Origin of the sequence: Duganella rivi (assembly GCF_009857435.1) — a bacterium.
GTDB lineage: Bacteria > Pseudomonadota > Gammaproteobacteria > Burkholderiales > Burkholderiaceae_D > Rugamonas > Rugamonas rivi.
In genome coordinates this window covers 442,053-464,259 of the sequence record NZ_WWCK01000003.1, presented here as the reverse complement: position 1 = coordinate 464,259, position 22,207 = coordinate 442,053, and the positions used below count along the sequence as shown (strand labels likewise).

The window sequence follows — 22,207 nt, the reverse complement described above, 5'->3', positions numbered from 1 at the left end:
GATTACCTCGTCATGGTTGGAGCGCATACCAGCTGTGCGATTGCATCGGTATGCAGGTCGAATTCGGCGCCGAGTGCGGGCGCGTTGCGATTGGCGCTGAAGGCGAGCAGCAGCTTGTTGCCATTGGCGTACAGCCACAGGCGGCGTTCGCGCACGAAGTACATGGCGATCACGCCAAGTGCCAGCAGCGCGGAGCCGAGATACACCATTGCCGCGCCGGGGGCGTGGGTGGCTTGCAGGCCGGTGGCATTGACCTGCGTGTAGCTTTCGAAGGTGAACAGGGCTGGCAACTGCATGATCAGCGCGTCGTCGTGGGCGGCCAGCGCGTCGTGTACGATGCGTGGATCTGCGTCGTCAAGCAACATGGCGGCAGCGCGTTCCAGCAGTTGCTGATACAGGCGAGCGACCTTGAGTGCTTCGTCGCTGCTGCCGCGCACCGGAGACAGGGCCAGCAAGGCGCGGTAGCCTTGGCTGTGGAAGCCTTCCATCAGTGCGGCGGACGTGGCCTCCAGCGTGACGGCCAGGCGTGGATCGGCGGCTTTGGCGGCGACAACTTTAGCGGCGCGGGCGCGTTGCTGTGGATCGGCGAGTGCCGACATCAGGCGAGTGTAGGTGTTGATGCTGCCATCGGCATCGACTGGAATGCGCAGGTAGCCCATTTCTTCGGCCTGTGCGGCGCGGTGGCCGATCAGGCGGTAGCTGGCGCCGTTGATGTCGACCGGTTTTTGGTACAGCAGCCATGCGTCAGCCTGTCCTTGCTGATCGCGCAGGCTGAAGCTGACCGATGGGCCGACTTCGCGCGTACGTTCGCCTAACTTGCCGCGTGTATGCCATTTCTTGGACGGCAGTGCATCGCGGTCGAACACGTTAATGGCGCGCAGGTCGGAGAATTCCAGCGTGGCTGGCTGGCCGTTCAGCAGCAGCGGCGTGGCTTCGCCTACCGTGCCGTTGATGACTTGCGGTGCGGCGCCCAGCATGTTGAGCACGACCTTGCTGCCGCCGTCGGCAAAGCCGGACTGGAACAGCGTTACGCCGCGATAGGTGTACGGGTGGTTGACCTGCAAAGTCGCGGGCAGCACCTTGTCGCCGTCGATGATCTCGATATCGCTGCTGAAGTCTTTCGGCTGGCCGTTGGCGTAATGTTCGATGCGGAATTCTTTGAGCTTGACGGCAAACGGCAGTTGCTGTTGGCGGATGCTGTCGCCGTCCTGGATCACGCCGGTGCTGCTGGTGGAACCTTCAGGAATGCTCATGCTGGCGCGGTAGGAGATGCTGCCGTCCAGCAGGCCGCCAACGGCGATCAGCACGATGGCGCCATGCACCAGCATGTAGCCGAAGCGGCGCGCGCCGCCCATGCGCGCGGCCAGCATGGTGCCGCCGGCGACAGCAGCTTGTTTGTAGCGGTAGCCTTGCGATTTCAGGTAGGCGGCCAAACTGGCTTGCGCACCAGGCTGTTGTACGTCGAATTCGACGTGGTATTCGAGTTGGCGCAGGCTGGCGAGGCTTTTGTTTTCGCGGTAGCTGCGCATATCGCGCAGCATGGATGGGATGTTTTGCCACAGGCACAGCGCGGTCGAACTGGCCATGAAGGCCAGCAGCGTGAAGAACCACCATGCGTGGTACACATCGGTCAGACCGCACAGGGTGAAGAAGCCAGCCCAAAATTCGCCGTAGCGGCTAACGTAAGTTACCGCTGGCTGGTTCTGCTGCAAGATGGAGCCGATGCTGGCCGCCACGCCAACCACCGTCAAGATGGCAATGGCGAAGCGCATGGAGCGCAGCAGTTTGAGCAGGGCGTTCATAGGCGTGCCTCTTGCGCTGGCGGGGCGTCAACGGCGGTGCCGGTGGCAGCAGGTGTGATTGCAGCGACAGCGGCGGCGTCAGAGCCCGCAGCGACGGCCGTTGGACGAGGCCGCAGGGCCAGCCAGTACACGGCCGGGATCACGATTAGTGAGAACAGCGGCGCGGTTACCATGCCGCCAATCAGCGGTGCGGCAATGCGTTGCATCACGTCGGCGCCAGCTTCGTCGGACAGCATCACCGGCAGCAGGCCGCCGAGAATCACCGCCACCGTCATGGCTTTCGGGCGCAGGCGCAGCAGCGCGCCGGACAGGATGGCGGTGTACGCGTCGTCCGGCCGTTCTTCCATGGCTTGATCGAGGTACAGCAGCATGACGATGCCGAATTCCGTCGCCACGCCAGCCAGCGCGATCAAGCCGATCACCACCGCCACCGACAACTGGTAGCCCAGCAGCCAAGTCAACCAGAAGCCGCCGATGACCGAGAACGGCAGGCAGGCCAGCACCAGCATCACTTTGCGCAGGTCGCGGAAGTGCAGGTACAGCAATCCCGACACCAGCAGCAGCGTCATGGCGACAGCGGTCCACAGGCGCGTCTTGGCTTCCTTGAAGTTCAGATACTGCCCTTGCCAGCTCAGGGTGTAGCCCGGTGGCAGTTGCAGGCCGTTGTCCAGCGCCGCTTGCGCTGCGTCCAGGTAGCCGCCCGCATCCGCACCGGCGATATCGACGTACACATAGGCCACTGGGCGCGCGTTTTCGCTCTTGATTTCGGTCGGACCGTCGACAATGCTGAGGCGTGCCACAGCACGCAGCGGCACGATGGAGCCGTCGGCTGCTTTCAGACGGATTTCGGACAGCGCCGCCAAGCCATTGCGGTCACCGCGCGGGAAGCGCAGCGTGACTGGATAACGCTCGCGGCCATTGATGACGGTTGCGATGCTTTCGCCGCCAACCGCCATTTGCACGGCGCGCTGGATTTCGGCGACCGACAGGCCGTAGCGCGCCGCCTGGTCGCGCAGTACGTCGACATCGATGTAGCGGCCGGCTTGTGCGCGGTCGGCAAACACCGAGCGCGTGCCGGGCACTGCGCGCAGCAGGGCTTCGACTTGCGCCGCTTGCTTTTCCAGTTCCACCAGGTCGGGGCCGCTTATTTTCAAGCCAAGCGCGCTGCGCACGCCGGTGGACAGCATATCGATGCGGGTCTTGATCGGGAAGCCCCAGGAATTGGTCAGTCCCGCCAGGCGCACGGTTTCATCCAGCTTGGCGATCAGTTCAGCGTTATTTTTAGCCGAACCTGCCGGCCACTCCGAACGCGGCTTCAGCATGATGGTGGTTTCCATCATCGACAGGGGCGCCGGATCGGTGGCGGTATCCGCGCGGCCGGCCTTGCCGAACACGCGCGCGACTTCCGGCATGGCGGCGATGATGGCGTCGGTACGTTGCAGCAGGTCGGCCGCTTCGGCGGCGGACACCGACGGCAGCGTGGTCGGCATGTACAGCAGATCGCCTTCATCCAGCGGCGGCATGAATTCACTGCCAATACGGCTGAGCGGTACAGCGGTACTGGCCAGCAACAATACCGCCAGTACAATCGTCAGACGCGGACGATACAGTGCCGCATTCAGTAACGGACGGTAGACGCGCTTCAGCGCGCGGTTGACCGGGTTGGCCGATTCCGGCGGCAGCTTGCCCTTGATGGCGTAGCCCATCAGCACCGGCGTCAGGGTAATTGCCAGCATGGCGGCAGCGGCCATCGCGTAGGTCTTGGTGTAGGCCAGCGGTGCAAACAGGCGCGCTTCCTGGCCTTCCAGCGTGAACACCGGCAGGAAGGAGACGGTAATAATCAGCAGCGAGAAGAACAGCGCCGGGCCGACTTCCTTGGCGGCCTTGCGCACCACCGGCCAAATGTCGTCGCTCGGGCCGTGCTGCTCGAGGTGGCGGTGCATATTCTCGATCATGACAATCGCGCCATCGACCATGGCGCCGACCGCAATTGCAATCCCGCCCAGCGACATAATATTGGCCGATACACCTTGTACGCGCATGATCCACAGCGCGGCAAGTATGCCCAGCGGCAGGGTGACAATCGCTACCAGTGCAGAACGCAAACGGAACAAGAACACGCCACAAATCACCGCCACTACAATCGATTCTTCCAGCAACTTGTTGCGCAAGGTGTGTACTGCGCGCTCGATCAGCGAGGAACGGTCGTAGGTGGTCACCACTTCCACGCCTTCCGGCAGGCTCTTTTGCAACTGGGCGAGGCGCTGCTTGACGCCGGCGATGGTGCTCATGGCGTTTTCGCCGTGGCGCATCACGATGATGCCGCCCACTACGTCGCCCTTGCCATCCAAATCAGCCAGGCCGCGGCGCAGTTGCGGGCCGGTGCTGACGTTGGCCAGCTGTTTCAGGCGCAGCACGCCGCCCTCGGTGGCGATAGGAATGTCGTTGAAGTCGGACAGATTTTTCACGTAGCCGTCAGCGCGCAGCAGGTATTCGGCACGTGCCATATCCAGTGGTGCGCCGCCGCCGGAGCGATTGGCATCGGTGACGGCCTGCGCCAACTGCTCCATGCTGACGCCGTGCGCCGCAAGGCGGGCCGGATCAGCTTCGATCTGGAATTGGCGCGCCATGCCGCCCAGGCTGGCCACTTCGGCCACGCCGGGCACGGACTGCAATTCCAGTTTCAGGTAAAAGTCCTGCAAGGCGCGCAGGCGCGCAGGATCGGTGCGGCCGCTTTTATCGACCAGCGCGTATTCAAATACCCAGCCCACGCCGGAAGCATCCGGGCCGAGGGTTGGGACGGCGCCTGCCGGCAGACGGCCGGTGGTTTGGCTCAGCGTTTCGAGTATGCGCGAACGGGCCCAGTACAAATCAGTGCCGTCCTTGAAAATCACGTACACATAAGATTCGCCAAACATGGAGAAGCCGCGCACGGCGCGCGTGCCCGGCACCGCCAGCAGCGAGGCGGCCAGCGGATAGGTCAGCTGGTCTTCCACCAGTTGCGGCGCTTGGCCCGGTAGCTCGGTGCGGACGATCACTTGGACATCGGACAGGTCGGGCAGGGCGTCCAGCTTGATGCGGGTGAGCGATTCCACGCCGCCGATCAACAGCAACAGGCACGCTGCCAGCACCAGCAGGCGGTTGCGAATCGACCAGTCGATGACCCGGGCGATCATTACTTCATCTCCATGGCCAGGCTGGCCAGCATAGGAGCGGCGGCGGTGCGGGTGGCGCCGTCGAGCAGGAATTGGCCGTTGACGGCGACTTTTTCGCCTTCTTTCAAGCCGTTGTTGATGGCAACCAGGTCGTCGGTTTCGAGGCCGGTGCTGACTTTGACGCGGCGGAAGTGATCGCCGCTGTCGGCCACCACCACGAAGTCGCCACGGCCGGTGCGAACCACGGCGTCGCGCGGCACGGCCAGGTTGCGCTGGGGGGCGGACAGGATTTCAACGTCGGCAAAGGCGCCGGGACGGAACGCGCCGCGTGGATTTTTCAACGCCATGCGCAGCTTGGCGGTGCGGGTTGCTGGGTCAATTTGCAGCGTGGACAGCTCGATCTTGGCGCGCTGCATTGCGCTTTTGTCGATGCCCGAGCGGAATTGCACAGTGTCGCCGTTGTGCACCCATTCCAGTTGGTCGGGGAACAGCGATACCTCGGCCCACACCGTGCTGTAGTCGGCGTAGGTCAGGATTTGCTGCATCGGGTTGACGTAGTTTCCTTCGTGGAGAGTCAATTGCGTCACCACGCCGTCGCGCTCAGCGCGTACCGGCACCACGTCGATGATGCGGCGGGTTTTCTCCAGCTGGGCGACCAGGTCTTCGCTCAGGTCGGCGGCCAGCAGGCGCGAACGGGCACGGAATTTTTCCTTCGACAGGCTGCCGACCATGGCGGCATTCGAGCCCACCACGGTCATGCTGTCGCCGCCGAGCAGGCCGTCCTTGCGCGTCAACAGGTCGATGTATTCGCGCTGGCGCTGTTGCAGCTCCGGCGAGTAGATTTCGTACAGCACCTGGCCGCGGCGCACCGGTTGGCCGACGCCTTGCACGTGCACGCGGCGCAGCCAGCCTTCCACTTTTGGATTGACGGCGACGGTGGTGCTTTCATCAGCCGACAAGGTGGCGTAAGCGCGCACGGTGCGGTTCATCTCGGCCATGCTGACGGCGGCCAGCTGCACCCCCATGCGCTGCTGGGTGGCGGCATCAACGTGCACCATGTGATGATCGTGTTGATCATGCTTAGGTGCTTCGCCGCCTTGCGTGCGCACCAGGTTCATATTGCAGATCGGGCAGGTGCCCGGTTTGTCTTGCACTACCTGCGGGTGCATCGAACAGGTGTAAGTAGCGTGAGCAGAGTCCATGGGCGCAGCCGTCGGCTTGAGCGCGACGTGACCGTATTTGTAGCCCACCACCGAGATGGCTGCCAGCGTCAGGCCGGCGCCGGCAAGGAATCCTCTTCGATTGATGCCCATGTTGACTCTCCTTTTTTTGAATTCGGTTAAATGGCGGGCCGCAGCCCGCCATGTCAGTGCTTAGCGCACCAAGATGTTTTCGCCGCGACCCATTTTTGGATCAGCGTCTTTGGTGTATTGCAGGATGGCGATCGCGCCGGTCAGTGCTTGACGCAGCGAGTGGGTTACCAGGGCGTTCGCGCCTTCAACTGGCGAGATGATGTCGAAGCTAGCCGCATCGCCAGGGCCAACCACGTAGCTCTGCAGACCGGTCAGGGCGTTCTTCGGATTGCCGCTTGGGTAAACCTTGTCCCAGATACCAGCGATGGCGTGGAACGACGAGAACTCGTTCACACCGGCGTTGACGAAGTAGATACGTACGCGCTCGCCCGGTTTAGCTTGCAGCATGCGGGTTGCATCTGGATCGTGTACTGGGTCGTACTTGAAGATGCCGCCGTTGAACATCACGTTGGTCCACTTGTTGGCCATCATGTCGGCCTGGTTGTCCGGGTTGGCGTACAGTTCCGACTGGATCAGGACGTACTCGCGGTCCGCTTTCGGCATGGCCGATTTGTCTTTCGGATCAACGATGATGGCGCCGTACATGCCGCGTGCGATGTGCTGGATCATTGGATCAGCGCCGCAGTGGTAGTAGAAGATGCCTGGGTAATCGGCGCGGAAGGTGTAGCTGCCTTTCTCGCCCGGCTTCACTTGCTCGAAGTCCTTGACCACGTCCACGCGTGCTGCGTGGAAGTCGACCGAGTGCGAGTTCTTGCTGGTCTTGTCATTGGTCAGGGTGAACTCGACCACGTCGCCTTCTTCCACGTGGATCACCGGGCCTGGGACCATGCCTTCATAAGTCCACGAGCGGTACATGGTGCCCTTGTTGTCGATTGGGGTTTCGACTTCCTTGGCGGTCAGGTTAATCTTCACGGTTTTCGCTTGTACAGCGGCCGAACCCAGCAGTGCCAGCGCAACTGCGATACTCATACTCAGTTTCTTCATTTGTCTTCCTTGTGGTTGAAAATATTTGCTGCCTTACTTGCCGCCGGACTTGCTGACCACGCGCAAATAGGCAACCAGTTCCTTGATTTCGTCGTCGTTTAAAACTCCTTCCCATTTCGGCATTAATACGGACTTGCTAACGGCCAGGCCGCCGCCCTTGATTGCCTTGAACAGGGTCTCGTCGGGGGTGTCGCCCATGGCCTTGGTGTCGGTGTGATCGCGCGGCTTGACTGCCATGCTGGCGCTGTTGATGCCGTTGCCGTCGCGGTTGACGCCGTGGCATTGCACGCAGTAGGTGTTGTAGACCTTGATGGCGTGCGCCTCGTCGGCGCGCGCCGCGTCCATTGAGCACACGGCGATGCCCAGCGCCACCAGCGCATAAAAATGATTGAGCGAGAAGCGCATTATTTTTTCTCCCTCAAGGTGCTGATGTAGGCGGTCAGCTTTTGCAGGTCAGCCTCGTTCAGGCCGAGCGTCGGCATCCACGTGTGCGGATCGAACTTCTGCGGATTGGTGACGTAGGCGTGCACGAAGTCCGGTTGCAAGCGGTCGCCGGCGCTATACATCTCGGGCGCCGAGGTCGGCTTGTCGCCCGGCTTGGCGGCGTGGCACGAGGTGCAGCCGCGCAGCTTGGAGAACAGCATCGGCGCCATCGAGCCGCCCGGTTCGCCCTTGAACGCACCGGCCGTGACCAGGCCGTCGACCTTGAGCGCCATCAGCAGATCGGCAGCCGTGGCGGCATCGGCAGCCGACAGTTTCGGGTGGGCCGGCAGTTGGGCCGCATCGACCACGTCGGCCGATTTGTCGGCGGATGGCTTGACCGCCTTCGCATACATCACGCCGGCGGCGCGGATGGTGGTCGGGTTTTGCAGCCAGTTCACCAGCCACGGCTTGTTGAACTTGTTACCGGCGTAGTACAGGTCCGGGCCCTTGCGGTCCCACAGCCGTTCCAGCGAAGTGGACGACGGTTTGGTGATGGCGTGGCAGGCCACGCATTGCTGGCTTAGCAGATCCGCAGAATGTGCGGCCCCGCTGAAAGCCGCCAGCGCGGCAATCAGGATTCTCAATCGCATGGGGTACTCCTGGGTTATTGGACGGCTTGGCCCTTGAAACCGTCGTTGGTGTAAATGCCTGGGCCTTTTTTGAGCGATTCCTCGTAGTAGAAATTCGGCTCAAACTTTTTCTTCTTCCAGTCGTAGAAGTCGTCCGGCTTGATGCCCTCGTATTCGAGCACGCTCATGATGCCGCCCATCGGGCGATCGCCATTCATCACGTGGGAATCGACGTGGTCGTGGATCATCCACAGGCCTGGATTGTCGGCTGTGAAGATCACGTCGTAGCGTTCGCCTGGGGCGACGGCCAGCGTGTCGGCCTTGTACGGCGCCGGCAGCGGGAAGCCGTCCTTGAATGCGACGGTCATCACGTGGCCGTGCAAGTGGATGCTGTGCACCAGGTCGCCGGCGCCGATGAAGCGCATGCGCACCACATCGCCTTGCTTGACGCGCAGCGGCTGGTTATCCGGGAAGGACTTGCCGTTGATGGTGAAGTAGTCGAACTTGTCGCCCGGCAGGCCGCCGAAGCCCGGCTTGTCAGCCCACTTCGAGTCCCAGTCGGACAGCATCATGATGAAGTCCTTGGTGACGGTTTTTTCCAGCGCGGTCGGCTTTTTCGGACGCACGATGAACGGGCCCCACATGCCGCGCAGCACCACGTGCTCGTTGACGTTGACGTGGCAGTGGTACCACATGGTGCCCGACGGCTCGGCGATGAATTTGTAGGTGAAGCTTTCGCCCGGCTGGATCGGGGCCTGGGTGGTGCCGGCGATGCCGTCCATCTTCCAGGTGCCTTTTTGCAGCATGCCGTGCCAGTGGATCGAGTGCGGCAAGGCGGTCACGTTGTTGACGTTGACTTCAACCTGGTCGCCTTCATCGACGAAGAACAGCGGGCCCGGTACCTGGCCGGAAAAAGCGAAGGTATGGTACTGCTGCTTTTCCACCAGCGTGATGCGGGTGTCTTCGATATTCATATCGTACTTGCGCACGGCGGCCGCGGCAGTGGACGAGAGCAAAACGCCGGCGGTGCAGAAAGCGGCCAGTGCGGCCAGCCTGCGGAAGCTGGAAAAACGCGATGTCATGAGAACTCCTGTGTGGACAAGTGCACAATAACGTGCATTCAAAATACATCTTTAAGTCCGCTAAAAAGGCCGGACGGCCGGCCTGCTGAACCTGAAGAAGGTTTAATGATGTAAATGGTATACATGTTTAAAGCCGTGCGCAAGGGCTAATTTTTCTTATTTGCAATTATCCTTGCAACTTGAGGGGGCTCTGGAGAAAGCGGTTGACGAGCAGTGGTTATTGAAGTATTTTGAATGAATCTTTATCTCACCGGCCCGGCCATGCGACTCACTTCTTTTACCGAATACAGCCTGAGAACACTGCTGTATCTGGCAATGCACCGCGATCAACTGGTCACGATCCAGGACATTGCGGACACCCACAGTATCTCCAAGAACCACTTGATGAAAGTGGTGTACCAGCTCGGCGTGCACGGCTACGTGGAGACCGTAAGAGGGCGCCATGGCGGCCTGCGCCTCAAGCAGGAGCCGGGCGAGATCAACCTCGGCAAAGTGGTGCGCGAGACTGAAACCGACTTCCACATGGCCGAGTGCTTCGCTGCCGGGAATACCAGCTGCCCGCTGTCCAGCGCTTGCCGCTTGAAGAATGCGCTGGGCATGGCCGCCTCGGCCTTTCTCGCCACGCTCGACCAGCAAACGCTGGCGACTTTGCTGCCAGAACCTGCGCCGCCGGCGGGTCAGGCGCCGCTGCATTTTCACCCGCTGGAGCGCAAGGCCGCCCCAGCGGGCTTCACTACCGGCTAGTTGACGACTTGGCCGTTACGTTTGCGGCGGCGTGCCACCAATCCCAGCAAACCCAGGCCGGCGCCGAGCATCAGCGTTTCGCTCGGCTCCGGCACTGCGCTAATGCTGATGTTGTCGAGCGCGACGTCGAAATTGACGAAGTCGGACACCACACCCGGCATGGCCGTCGAGAACACCAACTGATCGACCGAGGCCAGGATGTTCTTGAAGGTGCGGTCGCTCGGCAGTTCGGGATGCATGTCTTCCGAGATCGCGCCGTAACCGCCCCAGCCCGCCGGCAAGCCCTTGGACTTGGTGTCGGCGATCGTTACCGAGAAGTGCTGCAGCGGCTTGTTGGGATCGAAGTCGCCCAGGTAGTACCAGACGCTTGAATAGTTCAATCCCGCCGGCGGCGTGTCGTAGTCGCGCATCTCCACGATCAGTGGCCGGGTGGTCTGGCCGAAGCCGAAGTAGCTGACATCCTTGGTGTAGACATCCAGGCTGATGGTCACGGTCTTGCTCGTCCCGTAGTTGCCAGTGAAGTTGGCGTCCTTGGTGGCGAAGGTGATCACCTGGTCTTCGATCTTGGTATGCATGGCCTTGGTCGGGCTGATCAGGTCGTCAAACTTGGTGCCGCCGGCGCCGTTCGACGCTTGCGGGCCTACCCAGCCATGTAGATTGCCGGAGAAGTCGACGGTGGTGTTCTTGGGATCGGCCAGCGCGGTGCTGCACGCCGTACCCAGCAATACTGCCAACAAGGTATTCATGGTTTTCATGTGTTTGGCTTTCATAAAAGGTCGGGTTATTTGCGGCTATCGCGTTTCGGCGCGCGGGCCAGCATGGCGGGCTGCGGCACGGTGTCGCCGGTATCGACGTGGATCACGGTGCTGGTGGCGCGGCGCACGCCAAGCTCCAGCAAGTCCATGGCGCCCAGGTAGCGCGTGCCTGGTTGCAGGCCGGACCAGGTCAGGGCCGCCGTGGCGCTACTGCGGTTCTTGACCGTGGTCGGCACCGCCGCCTCCAGATTGCCGCCGCGGTCATTGGCGGTGACGTGCGCGGTCGATAGCTGGAACTCGCTGGAGACGCCGTTTTTCAGCTTGTAACCGAGCACGCACACGCGGTAGGTGCCGGCAGCTGGGTCGCGCAGCAGCACGGTCTCGTTGGAGCCGTCATGCAGCGCGATGCCGGCAATCTTGCCGCTGCTGTCCAGCACGGCCAGGTCGAGGTCGTCCTTGCCGTTGCCGCTGGTGTCGCGGTCGAACAGCTCGAAGCGCGCCGCCAGCGTGTCGGCCGGGATCACGTATGGCGTGACCGACACCCCTTGGCTGCTGCTGTTGCAGGCAGCAGCCACTTGCAGCGCGGTGTCGACGCTGTCTTCGCCGGCCTGATACACCGTCAGCGTGGTCTTGGTGACCGGCTTCAGGCCACCCGCAACCACGCCCAGCTTGCCGCTGTAGTCGGTGCCGATCGACAGCAGCTTGGTGTCGGTGACGCGGGTGCTGCGCACCGTCGGCGGGGCCGTCAGCGAGGTGGCGGATATGGCCACAATGGGACTGCGCACCGTATGCGTGCCATCGCTCCAGCTCAGCGAACCAAACTGCCAAGTCCGATCCGGGGCGGTGGTGCGCTTCAGGGTGACCGTGAAGCTGGCCGTGGCGCCCGGCGCGATGGTCAGGCTGGCAGGCTGCACCGTGGCCTCGTAGCCTTGCATGCTGATGCTGGCGTTGTAGGTCGCGGTCTGGCTGCCGACGTTGGTGACGGTGCGCTTCACGGTGGCGGCGGTCAGCACGTTGCCGACCGCGATCGCGGCCTGGTTCAGATCCGCCGCCGCGCTGGCGCCGTAGCCGCATTGGTCGGCGTTGCCGCGCCCGCACAGGTACTTCTTGTAGTCGATGGCGCCGGCGTCGTAGACGAGGCCGGGATCGTTGGCGCGGTTGGGCAGCACATTGCCGGCGCCCTGGCCCCAGGGCAGGGTGCCGGCAGTGCTGTCCGTCAGGCCATCTGGCAGGGTGTTGCGGGCGCTGGTCATCAAGGCCGACTTGATGGCCGCCGGGCTCCAGCCCGGATGCTGCTGGCGCAACAGTGCGGCGAGGCCGGCCACATGCGGCGTCGCCATCGAGGTGCCGTCCATGAAGGCCCACACTTGCTGCGCCGGCAGGGTGCCGGCGATGATCTCGCTGCGCTGCTCCGGCGTCAGTTCTGGCGACACGCCGGCCAGGATGCTGACGCCGGGTGCGGCCAGGTCGGGCTTCATGACGTTGGTGTCGTCGCCGCTCGGGCCGCGCGACGAGAAGCCGGCGATTACCGGCGCCGAGCCCGGCACGGTGGTGATGATGAAGGCCGACAGCGCGGCGCTGCCGCTGCCGGTGGCCGCGTAATCGGCGATCTTCAGGCCGTCGGCGTTGCTGACGTGCACCGTTGGCACCGAATGAATCTCGGCCACCAGGCCGCCGCCGTTATCGACCAGCACCATGCCGACCCCGCCGGCTTCCTTGACCGCCTTGCTCTTGTCGACCCGGTCGTTGATGCCGCGCTCGCAGACGACGATCTTGCCCGCCACTTTGGCGGCGTCCAGGATCGGCGCGCCGAGATTCCAATCGGCGCTCGGGCACAGCGGCGCGGCCAGCGGATCGGTGTTGGGCAGCACGGCGTCCTGCGCGCGGATCATGGCGGTCTTGGGCAAACCGTCCTTGTTCAGCGAGGCCCCCTTGAAGCTGCGGCCATCGGCCAGCGTCAGCGTCGATTGCAGCTGGCGGTCGTGGGTCGATGCCGCGACCGTGGTCAACCACGGGCTGACGTGCGACAGCGTGCCATTGTCCGGCCCCTCGTTGCCGGCCGCCGCCGCCACGAACACGCCGGCGTTGGCGGCATTGAGGAAGGCCAGTGCCACCGGGTCTTCGATGCTGGCCCCGCCGCTGATCGAGTAGTTCAGCACGTGCACGCCGTCGGTCACCGCTTGCTCGATGGCTGCCACGCTGTCGGTCACCCAGCAGCTGTTGAAGCCGCGCGGATCGTCCCAGGCCTCGGCGTTCCAGCACACCTTGTACATGGCGACGCGGGCGCGCGGCGCGATGCCGCCGGCCTTGCCCATCGGCAGGCCATCCACGGTGGTGGCGACGCCGTGATTGCCGGCCGCCGTGGATGAGGTGTGGGTGCCATGGCCGCCGTGGCCGGCGTTGCCGCCCAGGCCATCGCGCGCCGAGTTGAAATCGCTCCAGTGCAGCACGTTGTTCTGCGCCAGGAAGCCCTCGTTGAAGTAGCGGGCGCCGATCAGCTTGTTGTTGCACAGCGCGGCGTCGAAGCCTTCGCCGGGCTGGCAGGTGCCGCTCCAGCCGGCTGGCGGCGCGCCGTAAACCACGCTCGCGCTGCGGTCGAGCGTGGGGACGCCGCTGCCGTCCGCGCGGTCGGTAAAGGCCAGATTCTCCGGCCAGATACCGCTATCAATTACGCCCACGATAATATCCTCGCCGGCGCTGGTCACGCCGCCGGCCTTGCTCCACAGGCCATCCGGCTGATCCAGCCCGAGGAAGGTTGGCGTGTAGCTGGTGACCAGGTGGCGCGGCTCGTCGGGCGTCACGCTGAGCACGCCGCTATTGGCGCGCAGCGCGCGCACCTCGGCATCGGTCAGCAGGGCGCTGAAACCATTCAGCACCACGCTGTACTTGTGCAGCACCGGCGCGGCCGCGACCAGTGCGGTCACGCTGGCCTGTTTGCCTTGCAGGTAGGCGCTGTACTGCTGCACGGCCGGCGCCGACAGGTTAAGCCGCTTGCCGTTGGCCGGCTGCGTCGCTTGCATGCCGGCGACACCGCCCGAGTAGGACGAGATCGGCTTGTCGCCCAGCTGCACCAGGTAGGCGCGGCGGACGTCGTCGGCGCGGGCGGGCAGGGTGGCCAATACCAGCATGACGCTGGCCACGCCCAGGCGCAGGGCAAAGTGGGGGATGCGGGGCGCGCTCATGCTGCGGCTCCTTGGGCGGAGGCGGCAACCTGGCGGCGGCGTGACAGCCAGCCCAGTCCCAGCAAGCCCGACCCCAGCATCAGCCAGGACGAGGGCTCAGGGACGGCCGAAACCTCGATATTGTCGATGCCGAACTGGCCCTTGAGATTTTCAAACGCGGTGCAATCGCCATCGAAATTGCACGAGAAGCCGAAGAAATCGATGGCTACGAACTGCTGCGAGCCGAACTCCTGGCTGGTAACGAAGTGGGCGAAATCGAAGCCGGTGGTATTGAAATCACGTCCTTGCAGCTCGAAATCCTGCCAGATGGTGCTGTTGTCGGCGCGGAAGCCCTGCACCCGCAGCACGCCGGCCACTGGCTGGCCCAGGCCTTCGTAGATGCCGCCGATGAAGCTGGCGTCGAACGATTGCAGCGAGAAGGCCTGGCCGGCCTTGCTGTGCTCGATCTCGATGATGCCGTCGTTGAGGGCGGCGTAGTAGCTGCTCGGATTGCCGACGCCGCAGGCCAGCGCGACGCAGGCGCCGCTGTTGCTGGCGCCGTCGATGATGGCGCCGACCAGCGATCCCGGTGCGGGATCGAGGGCATAGCCATGTACCACGTAATCGCCTTGGGCAAAGCCCTCGGCGTCCTTGATGATGCCCGACAGGGGATTGCCGTTGGCGTCTTCAAACGCCAGCTTGTCGGCCATGGCGGGCAGGGCGGCCATGCAGGCCATGCCAACCAGGGTATTGAGGGATGTTCGGCTACGACTGAATTGTTTCATTATCGACCTTCTTTAACGTTTTTTATCCCACTGCCAGCCGCTTGTGACAGCCGGCAATCTCTGGCCCATGCTCTATGGGTTGCAAAAAAAGGTAGCAAATAACATATTTACTTAACCATCGATTAATTGTAATGGTTGAGTAACAATTGTTACGATAGGCTTGCTGAGAGGCGGCACGGTTTTTTCTTGTTGCGCAATTGCCACGTCGACAATCTTCGGTCGTGGCATTTAATCGACATTACTACTTATATTGTCGATTAAAACCACTGTATGAAATACTGTATAATGCAGGAATGCCACCAAAGAAATTCGACCTCATCAACCTGGATCCATTCCCTGCCCACAGTGACGGCGCTGAACAACGCCGTTGGCGCGACCCGGACGCCTTGCGCACCATTGCCGAAGACGCCATGACCGATGCTCGCACCGATAGTGAAATTGCAAGGGAGTTCATCAGTCATGGCGAATTAGGCCCAAAATCCATCGCCAATACCCAAAAAGAGCTGTTCAGGTTTTTGACGTGGTGCCGGGAGGAGACAGGCAAAACCCTGCGACAATTGAACGTCGCCGATCTCAATGGCTACAAAGAATTCCTGAAATCGCCGCCACAGGACTGGATTTCGACGACGAAATGGCCACGAGACGATCCACGCTACCGGCCGTTCAGCGGGCCGTTGTCGGACGCCAGCCGGCGCCAGGCCATGATTGCGGTCAAAGGTTTGTTTGCGTACGCAGCGCACACCGGTTATTTGCGGCGAGATCCGGCGGCGCTGGTCAAGCACGTTAAAACCGCCAATGCCAGCCGCATCACGCGCTATTTGACGTCCGACGCGCTGGAACTGGCGCTGGCCACGGCTGCCGGGCGCGTGGCCGAGACGCCGGCCGCCGTACGCCGCCGCGAGCGCGATCATTTCCTTTTGAGCGCGTACATCCACACCGGCGCGCGGCTGAACGAAATCGTCAGCGCCAACATGGGCGCGCTGTACACCGAAGGCAACGGCCGCTGGTGGCTGGACGTGCTCGGCAAAGGCAACAAGCCGCGCCGCTTGCCGGTGCCGCCGGCGATGCTGGCCGCGTACCGCCAATACCGCGCGGCGTTCGGCATGCTGCCGCAAACCGTGCGCAGCGACGATACGCCGCTGGTATTGTCGAGCCGCGGCGGCGCGCTGGTGCGCATCACCGATGAAGCGGCGTCCGACGCGATTAAAACCATCTTTGCGGCAGCAGCGAGCGCAGCGGATGGTTTGGGCGATGCAGACATGGCGGCGACGTTGCGACAGGCGTCAGCGCATTGGTTAAGGCACAGCATGCTGACGAATCATGCGAACAACGGCGTGCAACTAAAAACGCTGCAAGAGACCGCCGGCCACGCCAGCATCGCCACAACCGCGGCGTATCTGCACAAGACAGATAACGAACGCCATGATGAGATTTTGGCCTCTGTGAACGCCGCCAAGGAATCTACGTAATTTCGCATAATTTATAGAAGTCTAAACCGGCCTTTACTGCCTATTGGCGCGCCGCAAACCTAGGCTGGGCGCGGGCCGCAGCCCAATAGGAGGTTACGAAAAGACTCGGAAAATTTTTCCATAACACCGGACCAGCGCTCACGTTGTTCCGGGGTCTTTGCGCGTTCTGCATTCGCTTGGGCGATCACGCTCAATGGGTGAAGTTTGAGAATTTCGGCAACGGTGAGCGCAACGTCATCGCTGAAAGTTACGCCACCTTGTTGAAGGCGACTGACCGCGCTACGGGTAACGCCGAGACGCGCAGCAAGCGCGTAGTCCGAAGTAATGCCAGTAGCGGCCTTGACCGCTTTCAAATATTCGATGGTGTTCAAGATAGCTCTCCTCAGGGCTAGACCGTAACCGGTTACGGTATGACGTCATGATAGGTCAACGTCAACAGGACTGCAACGGTGTGCGCCCTGAACGTACAGATCGCTTGACGCGTTGATTGGCCTTGACGTATTCTCCGCTTGTCGGGCGGAAATCTCCGTCCCTCCTCAGGCATAGAGCGGCTCTGCCCGCCCGCCCGACTTTCTCGCCTGAGGTAACAAGCTACGCAAAACTGCCTGAGGAGGCTGCAATGTCTGTTACACAAGATTACAAAAAAGAGAACTCGCTCGCACCTTCAACGTGGCGAGTTCTTCGTCGCATCGGTGGATTCGAAGCCGAGAGCGCGAAGCGCGCCATCCAGCACCGCAAGGAACTCCGGGCGGCGCTGGTCAGCGGGAAGACCGTTGATGATGTCCATAATCTCCAAGGCCAGCCCATGAGCCACTTCGTCATCCGTCGCATGGACGGCGATAAGTTCGCCAAGTTGAAAGCCGACATGGCTCAGGCCCGCAATGATCGCATCGCTCTTTGTACTCACATTCCCTCCGATAAAAAAGTTAGTAGTTTAGCAGCACTCAAGAATGCCGCGTGCGTCGTGGCCGGATGCTTGCTACTCATGAGCGGCCCGATCCTGTCTGCGTTCGGCGTGCTGAAAGGCTGACCATGAACGCCCCCATCAAACTGACTAAGCCGGAAAAGGTCGAAGTGCGCGCCGCGCTGGATGGGCGCGAGGGCGCTATCCGCAAGGCGTTGGCCGTCATCGCGGCCGACAAGAACCCGCGCGCATACGATGCGCTCAAAGCTGCGTACACCAACTCGCTTGAAATGATCGGCGCTATCCGTAACAAGGTACGCGTATGAGAGACCACAAAGACCAAGTCACGGCCGAAATTCCCGGAGTCAAGCCGCTGCCGAAACCACGCGAAAGAAAGTACGCCAACGACGCCGAAAAACAGGCAGCGTACCGCGCGCGCAACCATCTGGTGATGCGGACGATCAGCATACCGGCCGAGGTTGACGAGGCGCTGCAAGCGGCGCTGAAAAAGAGCGGCAAGGGCATCAGCGAGACCGTCGTCAAGCTGTTGCGCACTCAACTCCTGCGGAAGCGCTGAACATGGATGCGCGGAAGATCACCAAAAAGCAAATGAGCGCTCTAGCTTGGCTGCTGCTATCGCGGGACGGCACGGGCTATCAGTTCGTGGTTGCTAACCCTGAGGTGCGCTGGGAAATCGTTGTTGATCGAAATAGGAGTCGCGTCCGCATCTACGGAAACTACATGCTCGTGTTTGAGCAGTCGCGGAAGAACTTGCTGTTGCTATGCAGCCTGAAAGGAATCAGCCTGTGAAATCCTTTGCTCCCGAACTCGCGGCCATTGCCGCCGTCAACGGCCCGGTGCTCAACCGCGCCGAACTGGAAACCAAGGCGCTGTGCGACGCGCTGGCGGCCACTACGGCGCACATCAAGACCGTGCCGAAGGACGTGCGCGTTGAGCGCGGCGCGGATGCTGTCGCGGCCGTGGCAACGCTGGCCGATATCGAGGCGGTGCGCGCCGCGTTCTGGAGCAAGGCCCCCATGCTGGTGCGCGAGGTGGCGGTGATGTCGGTAGGGATGGATGCCAAGCGCGCAGGCGACAACCTGAACAAGTTCAACGCGCTGGAGCGCGGCCGCATCAACGTGGCACTGCAAAAGCTGATGCTCGGGCTGACGCAGGTACAGCGCTGCATGGCTGGCGGCAAGATGCCGGCCGGCCGTGCCGCTGGCGTGATGGATCACACGGCCGGCCTCGCTGACACCGGCAACCACTGGACCGCGCACTGATGATCCCGCATGACTGGGTGGAGCCGGCCAGCGCGCCGAAGCGCGGCATCCCGCGCCGGATGGCTGGTGCCGTGGGCAAGCTGTTCGCGGGCGACCGAAAGAAGGAAGAAACCATAGAGGCGCTGGCGTGGGACGATCAACGCGTGCCGCTGGCCGTGGATGGCGTGCAGGTAGGCGAGGGCGCTTTCCACCATGCCGCCGAAGCGGCCGCGCGCGAGTGCTACGCGATCTGTCATCGCGTGCAAACGGCCGATGCGATCCTGATCGCCATTGGCATGGTCTGCCGCCGCCGTGGCGTGCCGGTGCCGCGCGGCGACACGTTGGCGAGCGTCATCGCCCGCGCCGTGGACAAGGGCTGGTGGCTGCGCCAAGTCCGCAAGGAATGGACGCGACGATTTGAGCACATATCCATCGCGCTGGGCCTGACCTACGTCAAGACCGATCCCTACATCAGCCGGGAAATGGCAATCGTGCAGGAGGCCCGCAACCGCGAGAACGCCAAGTTGCTGGAGAACTGCACGGCCGTCAACGAGCACGGCCAGTCCTACACGCTGGCCGAACTGGCCGCCACCGGCATGGGCAACAAAACGCTTCGCCGCGGCGAATTGATGCTGCGCATTCGCGGCTTCGAAGAGATCGCGGACGGCCTGCGCCACGTTGGCATGTTCTGGACGATCACCTGCCCGTCGAAGTTCCACAGCGTGGGCGGCACCAACGAGAAGTACCAGAAGGCCGGCGCGCCCACGCCACGCGATGCGCAAAAGTACCTGGTCGGCGTGTGGGCCAAGATGCGCGCCGCGCTGCACCGCGCCGGCATCCAGCCCTACGGCTTCCGCATCGCCGAGCCGCACAGCGACGGTTGCCCCCACTGGCACATGCTCCTGTTCGTGGCGCGCGAGCACGCCGACCAGATGAACGACATCATCCGCACCTACGCGCTGGAAGAGGATGGCGACGAGGCCGGCGCGCAGAAGAACCGCGCCAAGCTGGTGGCAATCGAAGCGGGCAAGGGCACCGCCGCCGGCTACATCGCCAAGTACGTGGCGAAGAACATCGACGGCCACGGCGTGGGCGATCACAAGGCATTTGAAAACGGGAGTACCTATGTGGTGGCGAACGATATTTTTGGCGATCTGGAAATTACTGCGTCACAGCGAGTCACCTACTGGTCTCAGGTATGGGGAATCCGCCAGTTTCAGCAAATCGGAGGCGCGCCTGTTGGCGTATGGCGTGAGCTACGCCGGATTGAACAAGGGGCCGTGGCGCAAGCGCCGGAAGCGCTACAAGCGGCTTGGGCAGCGTGTCAGAAAATTGAATCGCCTAATCCAGCAGTCGCAAAGCAAGCCAGCTTCGCGGCTTACTTGGAGGCCCAAGGCGGGCCTACGGTGGGTCGTAGAGCCGCTATCCAGATCGCGGCAAGGGAAGTAACGGTAGAGGGGCGCTACGGCGTCTACACGGCCGCTAAACCGGTCGGCGTGTACTGCGTGAGCCAGCCGCACGCGGTGTATGAGGGCGTGCACTACCGCTGGACGATCACGCGGCCGGGAGAGTCGGCCGGGGTTGCCTTTGACCTTCCTCGGACTGGTGTAAATAACTGTACGCGGCGCGCGGCAGAGAAGCCGTTCTGGGAGGGTGCCGAGCGCGGATCAAGCGATTTGCGCGTGAACTGGGAGTACCAGAAAAACAGGCCGATCAGGCCGGAGCCAGAAATTTTACAAATGTACCGTCGATATCGGCGGCGTTTGGAAGGCGCGCCATCGGCGCATCTGGAGTACCTGCTCAAAAAGTACCCATCCAAGGAGTAACAATGCACGAAAAAATCAAGCGGGCGCTGGTGCTCGCGCCGTTCTTGCCGAAGTCGGTCAAGGACTTGCTGTTGGAAATTGGCGCGGAGTTGGACCGCCTGCGCGCTGAGGTAAATGAACTGCGGTCGAAAATCGAAAAGGAGTAACAAGCTATGGGTCAACCTGTAACGAAGTATACCGGCGTCATGACGCCGGTCAAGGTCATCAACGAAAAGCTGGACCTGCACGGTCAAGCTGGCTACGTAGTAGAGCCAGCCAAGACCGATGACGGCGAGGTGGGCGTCAAGATGGACGTGGACAACGAAATCTACCAGTTCGCCCTGGGCGATCTGGAAGCGCTGGTTTAACCGGAAGGGAGCGGAAAATGGCCGTAGTGAAAAAACGTCTTGGATTTATTCCATGCCCTTGCTGCGGCCATCCCGTCGCAGTACGTGAAAACGAAGCCGGCACGCTGACCATAGCGTGTGACGGATGCGATATCTCCGCCTTCGCAAAGAAGGGGACAGAGGCCGCCAGCAAGTGGCGCGCCGCGTTGCCGGCACCAGTTCCTAAGGAAGAGTCCCAAGAGGCTACCAGCACGCCGCCAGCGACGGCACCGGCACCAGTCCCAGCGCGGGCAAAAGCGCCAGCGCCAGTGCCGCCTGTGGCGAAGCCTAAGGCGGCCGGTCCGTTCGCTTTCCTGTCGAATAAGGGGGCATGATGAGCACCGAACTGGACGGACTGGAAATGCAAGCCGGCATGCTGGACGGCCAAGCGGCGGCCAGCACGCCGGAAGGCATGGCGGCGGCGCAAGCGGAAGCGCAAGCGGCGTCGCTGATCGAGACGAACGGCCAGACCGTGGCCGGCGTGCTGCAAATGGGCGCGACGATGATCGGGCCACTGTATCCGCGCGTGGCCGCCGTCTACACGCCGGAGGTGTGTCAAAGCGTCGGCATGGCGCTGGGGCCATTGCTGGCGAAGTACAACGTCGACCTGGGCGAGTGGGGCGGCAAGTACAAGGAAGAACTCAAGGCCGCTTTCGTGTGCGTGCCCATCGCCATGGCGACCGTCAAGGCGCTCAAAGAAGATGTGGCAGAAAACCAGAAAGCACACCCGGTTGCGCCAGCGCTGGCCGAGGCGGTGGCCGATCCGAAGCTACAGACCGGACTGAAGCCGGGTGATTTCGGCTACGTGGAAGGCATGAGCGGCTGATGCAAACTAACCAGTCAAACAATGCGGACGTGGTAGCCGTTATCGGCGCGACTGGTAGCGGCAAGGGCGTATACATCAAAAACTACTGGCTCAGGAAATCGGATAAGCGGCTGCTGATCTGGGACTACATGCGCGAGTATGGCGCGTTCGTGGGACTCGCCACGGAGCAGCTTGCGCCGGTAATCGCCTCGGTGAAGGGCAAGCAGTTCAAGACCGCGTTCCAGCCGTCATTCGATGACAAGACGCGCAAGCAGCAGTTCGACATCTTTTGCAAGGCGGCCGTCCACGCCGGCAACGTCGCGCTCATTGTAGAGGAACTGTCCTTTGTTACCTCTCCATCGTTCGCGCCGGCCGGCTGGAAGATGGTGTCAAGCGTCGGGCGTCACAAGGGCTTGCGCGTGGTCGGTGCCAGTCAGCGGCCGGCGCAGGTCGACAAAGCTTTCTGGTCGAACTGCACCGAAATTCACTGCGGCTTCCTGAACTACGAAGAAGACCAAAAGGTGATGGCAAAGGTGCTAGGCGTAACAATGGACGAGGTGAAGTCCCTTAAGCCGTTGGAATATATCCACAAAAACGTGCGGACGAAAGAAATAAAAAGGGGCTTCGTCAAGGTTCCTTAGGAACTGTTCCTAAGGCGGGAAATTCGCTTTGTCAGCGGAAAAAAAAGAAAGTGGGCACGTCTCTGAACGAGTCCACTTTTTTACTTTTGGGAACCTGACAAA

Annotated in this window: 23 protein-coding genes; 12 read left to right on the top strand and 11 right to left on the bottom strand. The window is 62.2% G+C overall.

Translation table 11 applies throughout. The features are described from left to right. Nucleotides 1–2 precede the first annotated feature (2 nt). The 7 genes from GTP45_RS10785 to GTP45_RS10755 are packed head-to-tail and all read right to left on the bottom strand — an operon-like array spanning nucleotide 3 to nucleotide 9,388. Nucleotides 3–1,802 (bottom strand): cytochrome c biogenesis protein ResB, encoded by a 1,800-nt coding sequence (locus GTP45_RS10785; RefSeq protein ID WP_161013866.1) that lies wholly within the window; start codon nucleotides 1,800–1,802, stop codon nucleotides 3–5. Beyond that, the gene (locus GTP45_RS10780) at nucleotides 1,799–4,978 is read right to left on the bottom strand and encodes an efflux RND transporter permease subunit (protein WP_161013865.1); all 3,180 of its coding nucleotides are present in this window, start codon (nucleotides 4,976–4,978) and stop codon (nucleotides 1,799–1,801) included. Before GTP45_RS10780 ends, GTP45_RS10785 begins: the two co-directional genes overlap by 4 nt. Then, nucleotides 4,978–6,270 carry an efflux RND transporter periplasmic adaptor subunit gene (locus GTP45_RS10775; protein ID WP_161013864.1) on the bottom strand — a complete coding sequence of 431 codons (1,293 nt, stop codon included), beginning with the start codon at nucleotides 6,268–6,270 and terminating at the stop codon, nucleotides 4,978–4,980. Before GTP45_RS10775 ends, GTP45_RS10780 begins: the two co-directional genes overlap by 1 nt. A gap of 60 nt (nucleotides 6,271–6,330) precedes the next feature. Beyond that, nucleotides 6,331–7,239 carry a multicopper oxidase domain-containing protein gene (locus tag GTP45_RS10770; RefSeq protein WP_229258409.1) on the bottom strand — a complete coding sequence of 303 codons (909 nt, stop codon included), beginning with the start codon at nucleotides 7,237–7,239 and terminating at the stop codon, nucleotides 6,331–6,333. Nucleotides 7,240–7,287: 48 nt separating this feature from the next. Further along, entirely contained in the window at nucleotides 7,288–7,659 is a 372-nt protein-coding gene (locus tag GTP45_RS10765; protein WP_161013862.1) for a c-type cytochrome, read from the bottom strand. Continuing rightward, a complete protein-coding gene (locus GTP45_RS10760; RefSeq protein WP_161013861.1) occupies nucleotides 7,659–8,327 on the bottom strand; it encodes a c-type cytochrome in 669 nt (222 codons plus the stop codon). Before GTP45_RS10760 ends, GTP45_RS10765 begins: the two co-directional genes overlap by 1 nt. 14 nt (nucleotides 8,328–8,341) lie before the next feature. Continuing rightward, complete coding sequence (locus GTP45_RS10755; protein WP_161013860.1) at nucleotides 8,342–9,388, bottom strand: multicopper oxidase domain-containing protein; 1,047 nt, start codon at nucleotides 9,386–9,388, stop codon at nucleotides 8,342–8,344. A gap of 261 nt (nucleotides 9,389–9,649) precedes the next feature. On the opposite strand from GTP45_RS10755, the gene GTP45_RS10750 reads away from it, so the two are divergent. Then, nucleotides 9,650–10,132: an RrF2 family transcriptional regulator gene (locus GTP45_RS10750; RefSeq protein ID WP_161014192.1), complete on the top strand. Its 483-nt coding sequence runs from the start codon at nucleotides 9,650–9,652 to the stop codon at nucleotides 10,130–10,132. On the opposite strand, the gene GTP45_RS10745 is transcribed toward GTP45_RS10750, so the two are convergent. From GTP45_RS10745 to GTP45_RS10735, 3 genes are read right to left on the bottom strand one after another with little or no spacing between them, the layout of a single operon-like run. Continuing rightward, complete coding sequence (locus tag GTP45_RS10745) at nucleotides 10,129–10,887, bottom strand: PEP-CTERM sorting domain-containing protein (RefSeq protein ID WP_229258408.1); 759 nt, start codon at nucleotides 10,885–10,887, stop codon at nucleotides 10,129–10,131. The genes GTP45_RS10750 and GTP45_RS10745 overlap by 4 nt on opposite strands. A 26-nt stretch (nucleotides 10,888–10,913) precedes the next feature. After that, nucleotides 10,914–14,069 carry a S8 family serine peptidase gene (locus GTP45_RS10740; protein WP_161013859.1) on the bottom strand — a complete coding sequence of 1,052 codons (3,156 nt, stop codon included), beginning with the start codon at nucleotides 14,067–14,069 and terminating at the stop codon, nucleotides 10,914–10,916. Then, nucleotides 14,066–14,833 carry an NF038120 family PEP-CTERM protein gene (locus GTP45_RS10735; protein WP_217363341.1) on the bottom strand — a complete coding sequence of 256 codons (768 nt, stop codon included), beginning with the start codon at nucleotides 14,831–14,833 and terminating at the stop codon, nucleotides 14,066–14,068. The genes GTP45_RS10740 and GTP45_RS10735 overlap by 4 nt, the downstream gene beginning before the upstream one ends. 293 nt (nucleotides 14,834–15,126) lie before the next feature. On the opposite strand from GTP45_RS10735, the gene GTP45_RS10730 reads away from it, so the two are divergent. Next, on the top strand, nucleotides 15,127–16,302 hold the full coding sequence (locus tag GTP45_RS10730) for a tyrosine-type recombinase/integrase (RefSeq protein WP_161013858.1): 1,176 nt from the start codon (nucleotides 15,127–15,129) through the stop codon (nucleotides 16,300–16,302). A gap of 59 nt (nucleotides 16,303–16,361) precedes the next feature. Here GTP45_RS10730 and GTP45_RS10725 read toward each other — a convergent pair whose 3' ends face one another. Then, nucleotides 16,362–16,673 carry a hypothetical protein gene (locus GTP45_RS10725; protein ID WP_161013857.1) on the bottom strand — a complete coding sequence of 104 codons (312 nt, stop codon included), beginning with the start codon at nucleotides 16,671–16,673 and terminating at the stop codon, nucleotides 16,362–16,364. A 248-nt stretch (nucleotides 16,674–16,921) separates the two neighbouring features. Between GTP45_RS10725 and GTP45_RS10720 the strand changes: the two genes are divergently transcribed. The 10 genes from GTP45_RS10720 to GTP45_RS10675 all read left to right on the top strand — a co-directional run bounded on the left by GTP45_RS10720 (nucleotide 16,922) and on the right by GTP45_RS10675 (nucleotide 22,105). Further along, nucleotides 16,922–17,332 carry a hypothetical protein gene (locus GTP45_RS10720; RefSeq protein ID WP_161013856.1) on the top strand — a complete coding sequence of 137 codons (411 nt, stop codon included), beginning with the start codon at nucleotides 16,922–16,924 and terminating at the stop codon, nucleotides 17,330–17,332. A 2-nt stretch (nucleotides 17,333–17,334) separates the two neighbouring features. Next, a complete protein-coding gene (locus GTP45_RS10715) occupies nucleotides 17,335–17,532 on the top strand; it encodes a hypothetical protein (protein ID WP_161013855.1) in 198 nt (65 codons plus the stop codon). After that, entirely contained in the window at nucleotides 17,529–17,783 is a 255-nt protein-coding gene (locus tag GTP45_RS10710) for a hypothetical protein (protein WP_161013854.1), read from the top strand. The genes GTP45_RS10715 and GTP45_RS10710 overlap by 4 nt, the downstream gene beginning before the upstream one ends. Before the next feature lie 2 nt (nucleotides 17,784–17,785). Beyond that, nucleotides 17,786–18,016, top strand: coding sequence for a hypothetical protein (locus GTP45_RS10705; RefSeq protein ID WP_161013853.1), 231 nt, complete (start codon nucleotides 17,786–17,788; stop codon nucleotides 18,014–18,016). Then, entirely contained in the window at nucleotides 18,013–18,489 is a 477-nt protein-coding gene (locus tag GTP45_RS10700) for a hypothetical protein (RefSeq protein WP_161013852.1), read from the top strand. Before GTP45_RS10705 ends, GTP45_RS10700 begins: the two co-directional genes overlap by 4 nt. Continuing rightward, a complete protein-coding gene (locus GTP45_RS10695) occupies nucleotides 18,489–20,294 on the top strand; it encodes a replication endonuclease (protein WP_161013851.1) in 1,806 nt (601 codons plus the stop codon). The genes GTP45_RS10700 and GTP45_RS10695 overlap by 1 nt, the downstream gene beginning before the upstream one ends. A gap of 2 nt (nucleotides 20,295–20,296) precedes the next feature. Next, entirely contained in the window at nucleotides 20,297–20,440 is a 144-nt protein-coding gene (locus GTP45_RS10690) for a hypothetical protein (protein ID WP_161013850.1), read from the top strand. 6 nt (nucleotides 20,441–20,446) lie between these two features. Continuing rightward, nucleotides 20,447–20,641 carry a hypothetical protein gene (locus GTP45_RS10685; RefSeq protein WP_161013849.1) on the top strand — a complete coding sequence of 65 codons (195 nt, stop codon included), beginning with the start codon at nucleotides 20,447–20,449 and terminating at the stop codon, nucleotides 20,639–20,641. Nucleotides 20,642–20,990: 349 nt separating this feature from the next. Beyond that, entirely contained in the window at nucleotides 20,991–21,485 is a 495-nt protein-coding gene (locus GTP45_RS10680) for a hypothetical protein (protein ID WP_161013848.1), read from the top strand. Then, nucleotides 21,485–22,105: a hypothetical protein gene (locus tag GTP45_RS10675; protein WP_161013847.1), complete on the top strand. Its 621-nt coding sequence runs from the start codon at nucleotides 21,485–21,487 to the stop codon at nucleotides 22,103–22,105. The genes GTP45_RS10680 and GTP45_RS10675 overlap by 1 nt, the downstream gene beginning before the upstream one ends. Nucleotides 22,106–22,207: the final 102 nt, after the last annotated feature.

Bases quoted from the DNA above. Each gene is read 5' to 3' on its own strand.
- GTP45_RS10785 (WP_161013866.1), bottom strand. From the start codon at position 1,802: ATGAACGCCCTGCTCAAACTGCTGCGCTCCATGCGCTTCGCCATTGCC.
- GTP45_RS10780 (WP_161013865.1), bottom strand. From the start codon at position 4,978: ATGATCGCCCGGGTCATCGACTGGTCGATTCGCAACCGCCTGCTGGTG.
- GTP45_RS10775 (WP_161013864.1), bottom strand. From the start codon at position 6,270: ATGGGCATCAATCGAAGAGGATTCCTTGCCGGCGCCGGCCTGACGCTG.
- GTP45_RS10770 (WP_229258409.1), bottom strand. From the start codon at position 7,239: ATGAGTATCGCAGTTGCGCTGGCACTGCTGGGTTCGGCCGCTGTACAA.
- GTP45_RS10765 (WP_161013862.1), bottom strand. From the start codon at position 7,659: ATGCGCTTCTCGCTCAATCATTTTTATGCGCTGGTGGCGCTGGGCATC.
- GTP45_RS10760 (WP_161013861.1), bottom strand. From the start codon at position 8,327: ATGCGATTGAGAATCCTGATTGCCGCGCTGGCGGCTTTCAGCGGGGCC.
- GTP45_RS10755 (WP_161013860.1), bottom strand. From the start codon at position 9,388: ATGACATCGCGTTTTTCCAGCTTCCGCAGGCTGGCCGCACTGGCCGCT.
- GTP45_RS10750 (WP_161014192.1), top strand. From the start codon at position 9,650: ATGCGACTCACTTCTTTTACCGAATACAGCCTGAGAACACTGCTGTAT.
- GTP45_RS10745 (WP_229258408.1), bottom strand. From the start codon at position 10,887: ATGAAAACCATGAATACCTTGTTGGCAGTATTGCTGGGTACGGCGTGC.
- GTP45_RS10740 (WP_161013859.1), bottom strand. From the start codon at position 14,069: ATGAGCGCGCCCCGCATCCCCCACTTTGCCCTGCGCCTGGGCGTGGCC.
- GTP45_RS10735 (WP_217363341.1), bottom strand. From the start codon at position 14,833: ATGAAACAATTCAGTCGTAGCCGAACATCCCTCAATACCCTGGTTGGC.
- GTP45_RS10730 (WP_161013858.1), top strand. From the start codon at position 15,127: ATGCCACCAAAGAAATTCGACCTCATCAACCTGGATCCATTCCCTGCC.
- GTP45_RS10720 (WP_161013856.1), top strand. From the start codon at position 16,922: ATGTCTGTTACACAAGATTACAAAAAAGAGAACTCGCTCGCACCTTCA.
- GTP45_RS10715 (WP_161013855.1), top strand. From the start codon at position 17,335: ATGAACGCCCCCATCAAACTGACTAAGCCGGAAAAGGTCGAAGTGCGC.
- GTP45_RS10710 (WP_161013854.1), top strand. From the start codon at position 17,529: ATGAGAGACCACAAAGACCAAGTCACGGCCGAAATTCCCGGAGTCAAG.
- GTP45_RS10705 (WP_161013853.1), top strand. From the start codon at position 17,786: ATGGATGCGCGGAAGATCACCAAAAAGCAAATGAGCGCTCTAGCTTGG.
- GTP45_RS10695 (WP_161013851.1), top strand. From the start codon at position 18,489: ATGATCCCGCATGACTGGGTGGAGCCGGCCAGCGCGCCGAAGCGCGGC.
- GTP45_RS10690 (WP_161013850.1), top strand. From the start codon at position 20,297: ATGCACGAAAAAATCAAGCGGGCGCTGGTGCTCGCGCCGTTCTTGCCG.
- GTP45_RS10685 (WP_161013849.1), top strand. From the start codon at position 20,447: ATGGGTCAACCTGTAACGAAGTATACCGGCGTCATGACGCCGGTCAAG.
- GTP45_RS10680 (WP_161013848.1), top strand. From the start codon at position 20,991: ATGATGAGCACCGAACTGGACGGACTGGAAATGCAAGCCGGCATGCTG.
- GTP45_RS10675 (WP_161013847.1), top strand. From the start codon at position 21,485: ATGCAAACTAACCAGTCAAACAATGCGGACGTGGTAGCCGTTATCGGC.